Annotated in this window: 8 protein-coding genes, 1 tRNA gene and 2 pseudogenes; 4 read left to right on the top strand and 7 right to left on the bottom strand. The window is 67.9% G+C overall.

The features are described 5' to 3' along the window. Nucleotides 1-244: 244 nt before the first annotated feature. Nucleotides 245-538: a DUF6233 domain-containing protein gene (locus ADL25_RS52085; RefSeq protein ID WP_420711336.1), complete on the bottom strand. Its 294-nt coding sequence runs from the start codon at nt 536-538 to the stop codon at nt 245-247. 946 nt (nt 539-1,484) lie between these two features. Further along, complete coding sequence (locus tag ADL25_RS51500; protein ID WP_267889227.1) at nt 1,485-1,607, bottom strand: hypothetical protein; 123 nt, start codon at nt 1,605-1,607, stop codon at nt 1,485-1,487. Nucleotides 1,608-1,722: 115 nt separating this feature from the next. Between ADL25_RS51500 and ADL25_RS45650 the strand changes: the two are divergent. Next, nucleotides 1,723-2,007: pseudogene (locus ADL25_RS45650) on the top strand (transposase family protein); the annotation flags it as partial. Nucleotides 2,008-2,184: 177 nt separating this feature from the next. On the opposite strand, the gene ADL25_RS04765 reads toward ADL25_RS45650, so the two are convergent. Together ADL25_RS04765 and ADL25_RS04760 are read right to left on the bottom strand one after the other, a co-directional pair. After that, a tRNA-Met gene (locus ADL25_RS04765) sits at nt 2,185-2,258 on the bottom strand. A gap of 86 nt (nt 2,259-2,344) precedes the next feature. Next, nucleotides 2,345-3,268 (bottom strand): IS982 family transposase, encoded by a 924-nt coding sequence (locus tag ADL25_RS04760; RefSeq protein WP_234380545.1) that lies wholly within the window; start codon nt 3,266-3,268, stop codon nt 2,345-2,347. Nucleotides 3,269-3,640: 372 nt separating this feature from the next. On the opposite strand from ADL25_RS04760, the gene ADL25_RS49635 reads away from it, so the two are divergent. Continuing rightward, the gene (locus ADL25_RS49635; RefSeq protein ID WP_199839098.1) at nt 3,641-3,922 is read left to right on the top strand and encodes a hypothetical protein; all 282 of its coding nucleotides are present in this window, start codon (nt 3,641-3,643) and stop codon (nt 3,920-3,922) included. An 883-nt stretch (nt 3,923-4,805) separates the two neighbouring features. Here ADL25_RS49635 and ADL25_RS50255 read toward each other — a convergent pair. Continuing rightward, nucleotides 4,806-5,120 carry a hypothetical protein gene (locus ADL25_RS50255; protein WP_234380543.1) on the bottom strand — a complete coding sequence of 105 codons (315 nt, stop codon included), beginning with the start codon at nt 5,118-5,120 and terminating at the stop codon, nt 4,806-4,808. Here ADL25_RS50255 and ADL25_RS48850 point away from each other — a divergent pair. Continuing rightward, nucleotides 5,100-5,537 (top strand): hypothetical protein, encoded by a 438-nt coding sequence (locus ADL25_RS48850; protein WP_159044877.1) that lies wholly within the window; start codon nt 5,100-5,102, stop codon nt 5,535-5,537. The two genes, ADL25_RS50255 and ADL25_RS48850, sit on opposite strands and share 21 nt — an antisense overlap. Before the next feature lie 86 nt (nt 5,538-5,623). Here the strand turns inward: ADL25_RS48850 and ADL25_RS04745 are convergent, their stop codons facing one another. Both ADL25_RS04745 and ADL25_RS04740 read right to left on the bottom strand, forming a co-directional pair. Then, nucleotides 5,624-6,937, bottom strand: a complete 1,314-nt coding sequence (locus ADL25_RS04745) for an amidohydrolase (RefSeq protein WP_059126354.1) — start codon at nt 6,935-6,937, stop codon at nt 5,624-5,626. Next, nucleotides 6,934-7,161, bottom strand: a pseudogene (locus tag ADL25_RS04740) (purine-nucleoside phosphorylase); the annotation flags it as partial. The gene ADL25_RS04745 and the pseudogene ADL25_RS04740, both read right to left, overlap by 4 nt. Nucleotides 7,162-7,627: 466 nt before the next feature. Here ADL25_RS04740 and ADL25_RS04735 point away from each other — a divergent pair. Then, a partial coding sequence (locus tag ADL25_RS04735; protein ID WP_199839097.1) for a transposase occupies nt 7,628-7,891 on the top strand: 264 nt, incomplete at its 3' end.

Raw genomic sequence — 7,891 nt, 5'->3', positions numbered from 1 at the left:
CCTGCCGTGGCCGCCGCGGCCGGCCCCGACCGCCTGGACGGCCTCCCCACCCGGCCCCGGCCAGTCATCGCAGACACCAACAGTGACGGCCAAGCGCTGTTCTGAACAAACAGCGAGCGCCTTCTCGAGCGTCTGGCCGCAGGGGTCGGCTCCCGGCGGGAGCACCGGCGAACGCCGTCCGCACGTTCATCGTCGTGCTGCGCGGTCTGGGCTCTTTTCCCGTTAGGCGCGGGTAGCGGACGGCTCAGCCTGGGACGCGCGGGAATGTCGGTGCCTCTGCCTCCTTGTCAGGGGACTCGTCGTGGTCAGCGAGAGAGCCGGCTGCTCCGCATTCTCTACATGCCGCTGCGCGGGGCTGACGGAGCGCGGTGAGTGCTTGTTCCCGATCCAGCGTCTGGGCGCTGGGCGTGCAGCCGACGACATGGATGAGGGTGGCGCCCGGGTGGCCGGGGCGGTGGGGCAGGTGCTGGACTGTCCAGGCCGGCTGGCCTGTGCACGGGGCAGTACTGCCTATCTGGGACGCACGGCTGGTGGGCACGTGGTCGTAGGAGATGCCAGGGACGGGGCGCGCGTGTGCCGGGCTCACCCAGGCTCGGTGCTCGACCGCTTCCACACCGCCATCGGCGGTGTCCTGCCATATGAGGACTCCCACCTGGTATTGCCAGCCATCCTTCGTCTGGCGCCGGGCATGAAGCCGTGCCCGGATCTCCTGACCGCCCGGCAGCGTCACGGTGATCGGCACCGCACCCCGATCGTCCTTTCCCTGCTTCGCGGTCACCCTCTACATCCTGTCCTGTCCGCACCATTGTGTGCCGCCATCATGCCGAATCCTGATCGTTCGTCGGGCGCACACGATGTGCCTGCTGTTTTCAAGCACGCGATAGCCGTCCCGGTCCACGGCCGCCCGCGGATCGCCACCGCAGGCTGCACGGCCAGGACCGCACCCAGGCGGTGTTGATCGGTCCCGTGACGGCTCGGGACTATCCTCGCGGGTGCGGGGAGCAGCTGACCATGTTCACGTTGTCGCAGAGGACACCGGGACCATCCCCGCAAACGCGCGGAGCAGCCGTGGCACACGGCCACAGCATGGATCATGCAGGGGCCATCCCGCGGGTGCGGGGAGCAGAGACCTTGTCCAAGTACACGCTGCAAGTGCGTGCGGAGGACGAGCACTATTGTCAACGGTCTGTTTAGAGCGTCCGTGCGGCCCTGGCACGCCGCTGCCGCCGCCGCGCCCGGGGGGCAGCGGCGGTGGCCGTCGGGCTCAGGACGACGTGGTCTCCGGTTTCTGGTCCGTCCGCGCGCCGATATGACCGCTGACCTGTGAGAACGACTGTCGGTAAGTCTCACTGGCCAGCCTTTTCTCCTGGCGTTCAGTGCCAGCCCGCGATGCTCTGCGATGGCAACGCCAAGCCCCCGCACTGCAGGAGAGCGGTGGGGGGGGGCTGTCGCCGGTCGTGCGGCGTGGTTTCGGTCTGTTTTTTCTACGCATCCGGTCCCAGGGGGACCAGGTCGAAGGCGTTGCTGATCGCGCTGTAGCCGTCGTTGGTGAGGTTGACGTGGTCGTCTGCGTCGAAGTCGTCGAGCGCCGCTGCGCTGTTGAGCATGAGGGCGGGCGGATCTGTCACACTCGCGGGGGCCGGGACCGGGAGTGTCTAATCAACGGCCCTGTCTCACTTTCGGTGGTGACGGAGAGTTGTGAGGGTCGTTGACCTTCATGTGATGGATGCCAACGAGCGTGTGCAAACGGTGTTTTCGGGTCTGTCCCCGCTGGTCACGGAGGACGTGGCCGACGAGGGTGAGCGGATCGTGGTGCGGGCGCGAACGCTGCAGGACATGGCGCCGTGTCCGGTGTGCGGGGTGTCGTCGGGGCGGGTGCACGGCTATCACTGGCGGACTGTGGCTGACGTACCGGTCGACGGGCGGCGGGTGGTGGTCCGTGTGCGGGTGCGGCGTCTGGTGTGCTCCACCCGCGGCTGCGGACATACCCTCCGCGAGCAAGTGCCCGTTGAGGGCTGCCTGCCAACCTGTTTTGGACCAAGGCGTCATCCAGCTAGAGCTTGCTGAGGGCACCCTGAGTCTCCCCGGCCTTCCTGCTCACCACCGGGCTTCACTATCGGACCCGGGCATAGACGACACCGGCCCTCTTCTCCGATTGAAGCGGAGGGGAGGGCCGGCGGATCGTAGCGGGGACAGGATTTGAACCTGCGACCTCTGGGTTATGAGCCCAGCGAGCTACCGAGTTGCTCCACCTCGCGTCGGTGTCCCCACTCTACGGCACGCCCAGGACCAGCACTGTCATTTAGCGGCGGCTACGACTACGCCGACGCCATCCCGCTCCTGTTCACCACATCCTCTTCACGAGGCGCAGCCCGTCCCGACCGGGTGCCGGCCGGCGACCTCGTTGTTTTTGCATCGGGTGCCCCGTGACCCGTCGGCGGGTCACGGGGCGGCGAGGCCTCTGGGTGCACATCTGGCGTGGCCCTTCAGCGACTTCACTGCGCAGGGACCGCCTACCGTTGACGGACTCGATGACCTGCCGTAACGGCTTGAACAGCGGAGCCCCGGGCCGTTCCGGCTCGCCCTTGCGGGCCGGCCGCAGCAGCCGGATGTCCTGCTCGGCCACCTGGTGCTCGAAGTCGCGGCCGAAGTAGTTTTTGTCGCCGATCAGCGTCTGTCCAGGCCGGGCAGCGACGAGGTGCGGTTCGGCGGCGAGCAGGTCCAGCAGGGTCTCGCGTTCGTCGGCCTTGGCCCCGGTCAGGGCGAAGGCGATCGGCAGGCCCTGGAGGGTGCACACCAGGTGCAGGCGCAGGCCCCAGAAGAAGCGGCTGTGGTTGGCGCAGTACCCGTACTCGGCCCATCCGGCCAGGTCGGAGCGTTTGACGGTCTCGCGGGAGCGTCCGTATTCCACCGGCGTGGAGTCCACGATCCACACGTCGTCGCTCCATACAGAGGTGTCGGTGGCCAGCAGCCGGGTCACCCGCCGCAGCAGCTCGGCGGCCTTGCGCAGGCGCTTGTTGTAGCCGGGCTGCTTCGGCAGGTAGGGGAAGAGATGCCGCAGGTGGGAGCGGGCATGACGAAGCCACTTGGCCTCGGAGGTGAAGCCCAGCATGGCCTGCACCATCGCGAGCGTGACCAGCTCGGCATCGGTCAGTCGCGGAGCGATCCCGACCGTCGGACGCCAGGGCGCCAGATGCGGCGATGCCTTCAGCAGGTCGTCGGTCTTCACATAGAGTGCAGTGGCGAGGGAGTCCAACTCTGTCTTCACACACTGACGTTGGGCTCCCTCCCCTTATCCGCGCAGCCGACACCTTGGAATCGCTCACCTAGAACTCGCCGAACCTGTGGGTGCGCAGAAAGCGGTGGCGGTGGAACCACCCCGGCCGACAAAATCCTTGCATGTCAGATGATTGGCCGCACCTGGGCATGCCTTCTCCTACCGGATGAAAACTCACCTGGACGGCGGCCCTTCCTTCGCCATGGACATCACCGGCCCCGAGTGCCCGCCCGAACGTGGACATCTCCACCTTCAGGGTGGGGCGCCACGGAGGATCGGATGAAGCAGACCTCGCCTTCCGCGAACGTCTCTATGGGCTGATCGGCGCCATTATGCTCGCGGGCGGGCCTTGTGGAGGCAGCCATGAAACGGCTCATCCTGCTCCTTCGAGGCGATCAAGGCGGCTTCTCGGTGGTCGACAAGAGGTGGTCGGACCTTCACAACATGCTGGTGGCACAGTCACGCCGGAGCATTCCGCAGGCCGCCGCACTGGCCGAGACCCTTCAGTGGGACGACGCGCACGAACTGAAGCGCCGACACGACGACGCCGTCCATGCCTCCTGGTGGAACTGGGACGGCGTAGGCGTCGTACGGTCCCGCTTTTCTCAGGAGGCAGGACGGCGCCAACCTCATAGGCACCTTTGAGGATCTCGGGCAGGACGCGACACTGCTCTTCGAGTACGCCGAGAAAATCGACCTGCTTCTCGGGGCGGACTGGCCGCAGGGCAGACTCCTGCGCCGGGGCTCGTGACCCCTGCGTGTCCACGTCCGTACGAGTGCCCTTGTTGCGCCGGCTCCCAGCGCCGAGGAACCCCGGCGACTCCCCGTACGTTTCCGATCCTCACCTGCAGCCCGTCTCGGGACTGCGGCGTACCCGACATGGGCCGGTGTGGGGCATGGTGAATGAGCGGATCGCGCATGCAGCCAAGGTCCGCTTGCCAACAGACCTCCACTGACAAGTGGACTGCGTTCGTCGGTGTAGAGGGGCAGGGCGCGGGCCGCTCGCGCGTCGGCCACCAGGGCAGCGAGCTCCTGGTACCCGGTCTCATCGACGGTCACGTCTCTGATCGTTCCGTCCTTCGTCTCCCAGACGAACTCGATGTGCCCTTCGGACGGCAGTGCGGTCGGGACCGCGCCGACGTCGGGTTGCAGGTCGGGCCAGACGGTCAGCAGGGCGCGCGGGCCGAGACCGGCGCGCACTGCGTTGAGGTTTTCGTGGTGAGACGGTGCCAGCGTGTGGTGTTGGCGACGGCGGTCTCTTCCAGACCAGGCCTTGTTGCGCCGCCAGCTCGGTGCGCACCGACGCCCAGAAGCCTTCGTCGGCGGCTTCCGTCACCTCTGGTTCCGCGGCGTGGGAGGCCGGCAGCCGTTCCGCGAAGAGGCCGAGTTCTCGCGTACGGGCCACGCCGTCTGTGCAGGGCTGGTCGCTGCCTACGTACACGTACTGGTCCCATCCGACGTGCACGGTGAAAAAGGTCCCCTGCTTCCAGCCGGCACCGGTCTCCCTGCTCACGGAGCATGACGCGGATCAGCTCCAGGGCCACCGCCAGGGAGACCTCCGCCCCTCGTGGTAGCCGGTGAGGTCAGCCGGGAAGAGCCCGCTGAGACCGTGCCCCTCGACCGCCGGCTGAGCACCGAGGTGGACGAACCCGGCGACAGAGGGCTCACGAATCTCCAACCGGTCAACGCGCGCAGCTTCCGCGAACGCGGAGATCGCCTCCAGATACCCGGCCTCGACCGGCTCGTGGTCGCTGACGGCCTCCTCCGCGCCCCGGTAGCTGCCGTGTTCGTCAGGATCGGCGGGGTCGTACTTCGTGATCTGGTGAACGAAGGCAGGCGGCACGCACAGGCTGGTAACTTCGCTCAGGCGCAGCAGCCGGGTCGGGTCTCCAGCCGCATTGAGGCCAGATGGACGTTCACATCGAAAGCGACGAGCGGAGACCAGGCTGCCGAGGCTGCCGATGTTCACGGCGCAGTTTTCTCCAGTGCTGGCCATGGACTCCACGGCCAAAGCCGGCCGCATGATGCCATTCCGATACGAGTTCTTGGCTCAGCTGTCAGACCCCAGAATGTTATGTCTCTGCGGGGCTATGTTTCCTACGATGGCGGAAAGAACTGGAAGGCGTTGACGGTCAGACACGGCAAGGTGGTGGTACGGAATCCCTCGGTCGGCAAAGGTATTTCCTTCCGCGCCGAGGTGACAGACACCAAGGGTGACAAGGCGACGTTGTCGATCTACGACGCCTACCGCGGGATGTAGTTCGGCGGGGTCCGGGGCCAGTACACATGCCACGGGCCCCGCACCGAGGCGCATGCCACGCATCGGCCCTGTCATGAGGACGGAGGTCATGCGCGTCCCGCCAGAGCCTCCAGCTCGCGCAACGCGGCGGCTTCGTCGAGGGTGAGCAGGACGCGGTCGCGCATGAGGACCCGGCCGTCAACGATGGTGTCCCGTACGTCCGCGGCCGCGGACGCGTACGCCAGCATCGACCAGGGGTCGTGGCGCGGCGTGAGGTGCGGACCGTCGAGGTCGAGCACGGCCAGGTCGGCGCGCTTGCCCGGCTCCAGCGAGCCGAGGTGGCCGGCGAGGCCCAGCGCGCGGGCGGCCTCGATCGTCGCCATCCGCACCGCCTGTTCCGCGCCGACGGCGGTCGGGTCGCCGGCGGCCTTGTGCACCAGTGCGGCCGCCCGCACCGCGCCCAGGACGTCGAGGGTGTTGGAACTCACCACACCGTCGGTGCCGAGACCGACGGTGACGCCCGCGGCCAGCAGTTCCGGGACGCGGGCGATGCCGCAGCCCAGCTTCAGGTTGGAGACCGGGCAGTGCGCCACGGACGTGCCGGTCCTGGCCAGCGCGGTGATCTCGTCGTCGGTCAGGTCGACGGCGTGCGCCAGCAGCACGTCGGGCCCGAGGACACCGAGGGAGTCCAGCAGCTCGACCGGCCGCTTGCCGTGCGCCTCGACCACCATCGCGACCTCGGCCGCGTTCTCCGCCGCGTGGACGTGCAGCAGCGCGCCGTGCTCACGGGCGAGCGTGGAGATCGCGACGAGCTGCTCGGGGTCGAGGGTGTAGGCGCTATGTGCGAAGACCACCGGGCGAGTGCACGGCGCCCGGCCGGTCCGCGCGGCCAGGTCGGCCGCTGCCCAGGCCATGCGGTCGCCGTACGGGCGGCCGTCCGGCGGCCCGGGCACGTCCATGAAGGTCGGGCCAGCCAGCAGCCGCCAGCCCGCCGCCCGCGCGGCCTCCTCGGCGGCCTCGTGGAACCAGTACATGTCCAGGCCCGTGGTGACCCCAGCCCGTACGCTCTCCGCCACGGCCACCCGCACGCCCGCGGCCACGGCCCGCGGCGACAGCAGCTCGGCCTCGCGGGGGATCACGCGGGCCAGGAACTCCTGCAGGTCGACATCGTCGGCGCAGCCCCGCAGCAGGGTCATCGCCAGGTGGGTGTGCGTGTTGACCAGCCCGGGGAGCACAAGGCATCCCGAGGCGTCGATCTCCTCGGCGGCGCGGTACGCCGCGCGCACCTCTGCAGTGGGACCCACGGCGAGGATCTCGCCGTCCCGTACGGCGATCGCGCCATCGGGGACGACGGAGCCCGCCGCGTCGACGGTCAGCACATCGCCGCCGTGCACCAGCAGATCGGCGTCCTGAGCGCTCACTTCTCGTCTCTTCCGTACTCGGTGGCCAGCAGATGCAAGGCGTCCAACGTTACCCGGCTGCCGCGGGCGACCCCCGCCCGGTGCGGGTCGTAGCCGCCGATGGCCTCCACGTCGACCAAGCCGTCGGCGTTGGCGCCGTCGACGACGAGCGTCCCGCCGGCCACCAGGCCGCGCGTCGAGGCCAGCACTAGCAACGCCAACAGCTCCATCTGACGTGCCAGCAGTGTCGGACCCTATCCATGGAGATTGCATCGGTCATCTGACCGATGCGCTACCTGAGAGCAGTCCTGTTGGCCCAGGCCCAAGCCAGTTCGGGCATCCGAGGCCCGCCCCCAAGGGCGTCGAATCCTCGGCGCGCCTGGGCCAGCACGGCTGGAAGATTGAACGGACCCAAGACGGCAGATACGACGTGGTCGGCTGCAGAACCGCAAGGCTGTCCTTGAGTTGGTGAAGAACGGGACGCTGAGTCGGCGTCGTTCGTTTGTCTGACCGCCCACGGCTGCCCGCTGGCATACGAGGCGTCAGGGGCGTGCGCGATCACTCCCGGGAGACAACGCGGTGTCTAAGCTTGACGTTTAACTGTGTGAAGATCACTGCTTGATGGGGTTTGCTGTTCGCCTGACAACGGGTACGGCCGCCCGTGATTCTTCGGAGTGTCGAGCTTCGAAGTGTCACAGAACGGCCGTGTGAATGAGTGTGCTGGATGAGGTCGCCTGCGTCGACCCTCTTGCTGTGTTGTCCAGGTTTCGCCGGGATCTCTATGACTGTTTGGAAGCGCGGGGCGACGAGTTGTTCGAGCTCGTCGATGCTCTGCTGTGCACGGACGGGCCGGTGAAGACGCTGGTCGAGTTGTCGCTGGCTCCTGAGCACCGGCGTGGTCATGGTGCTCTGTATGGCGGGTTGAATTGCGGGCGGCTGGATGTGGCGCGGCTGCGCAGGGCTTTGGCTGGACTG

The sequence above is a fragment of the Streptomyces sp. NRRL F-5122 genome, assembly GCF_001507435.1.
Lineage (GTDB): Bacteria > Actinomycetota > Actinomycetes > Streptomycetales > Streptomycetaceae > Streptomyces > Streptomyces lannensis.
The sequence above is the reverse complement of the archived record's forward strand: the minus strand, read 5'-3'. Positions and strand labels throughout refer to the sequence as shown.

Coding starts and splice junctions, on each gene's coding strand:
- ADL25_RS51500 (WP_267889227.1), bottom strand. CDS start 1,607: ATGCTCAACAGCGCAGCGGCGCTCGACGACTTCGACGCAGACGACCAC.
- ADL25_RS49635 (WP_199839098.1), top strand. CDS start 3,641: ATGAAACGGCTCATCCTGCTCCTTCGAGGCGATCAAGGCGGCTTCTCG.